Annotated in this window: 1 protein-coding gene and 1 pseudogene; both read left to right on the forward strand. The window is 69.0% G+C overall.

From position 1 onward, the window contains the following. Positions 1–196, forward strand: a pseudogene (locus tag GH736_RS23140) (peptidase E); the annotation flags it as partial. Next, positions 193–1,249, forward strand: a 1,057-nt coding sequence (locus tag GH736_RS23145; RefSeq protein WP_159607384.1) for an anaerobic C4-dicarboxylate transporter family protein, incomplete at its 3' end; no start/stop codon positions are given. The pseudogene GH736_RS23140 and the gene GH736_RS23145, both read left to right, overlap by 4 nt.

Here is a 1,249-nt window from a genome sequence, read left to right on the forward strand (position 1 = left end):
GCTGGCGACCGGGTACGCGGTCGGCAACCTCCAATCGCTGCACTTCGAGGGCTCGGAGCTCGTCACCGCGATCAGTCCGGTCGAGGATCCGCTGGCGCTCCGCGTCGAGGCCGTCGACGGCAGGATCGTCGAGACGCCGCTGCCGACCGAGGTGCTGGCGAGTACCGGCACCATCGCGAAGGGGCCGTCGTCGTGAACGACAACTGGTGGATCTTCGCTGCGGAGCTCCTCGTCGTCATCCTCGCCATCTTCATGGGCACCCGCACGAGCGGGATCGGCCTGGGCGTCTGGGGCCTCGTCGGCGTCGCCGTGCTCATCTTCGTGTTCGGCGAGACGCCGGGCAGCGCGCCGGTCGACGCGGTGTTCATCGTCATCACGGTGATCACCGCGGCATCCGTCATGCAGGCCGCCGGAGGCATCGACTGGATGGTGTCGGTCGCGGCCAAGGTGATCCGGCGCAGGCCGAAGTCGGTCGTCTTCCTGGCGCCGGCGATGTCGTTCCTGTTCACCGTGGGCGCCGGCACGGGCAACATCTTCTATCCGCTGCTGCCCGTCATCTACGACGTGTCGTACCAGCAGCGCATCCGGCCCGAGCGGGCGCTGTCGGTGTCGGCCGTCGCCTCGCAGGTCGGCATCCTCTGCTCGCCGGTCTCGGCGGCCACCGCGTCCATGGTGGTGCTGCTGGCGCCACAGGGCGTGGACCTCGGCGCGCTGCTGCTCATCATGTGGCCAGCGTCGATCGCGGGCCTCCTCGTCGCGTCGCTCGTCATGGTGCGCCACGGCAAGGACCTCGAGGACGACCCCGAGTTCCAGCGGCGCCTGGCCGAGCACCAGATTCAGCCGCCCGCCGTCGACGCGCGCGAGAAGACGCTGCCTCGCACGGCCGTGCTGTCGGCGTCGATCTTCCTCGCCGGCGTCGGCGTGATCGTGCTCTTCGGTCTCTTCAGCGGCCTCCGCCCGATCATCGGCGTCGACGACGACGGCGACCCGGTGCGCCTGAGTGTGACGGTCATCATCGAGGTCGTCATGGGCGTCATCGCCGCCCTCATCTTCGTGACCTGCAAGGTCAAGGCATCGGATGTCCCGAAGCAGTCCACCTTCCCCGCCGGCATGGTCGGCGCGATCGCGCTGTTCGGCATCGCCTGGCTCGCGAACACCTTCGTGGCCGCGAACAACCAGCTCATCGTCGACAGCCTCGGCGCCGTGGTCTCCGGTTCGTCCGCATTCATCGGCGCCCTGCTCTTCGCGC

This window comes from Agromyces humi (assembly GCF_009720255.1).
Classification (GTDB): Bacteria; Actinomycetota; Actinomycetes; order Actinomycetales; family Microbacteriaceae; genus Agromyces; species Agromyces humi.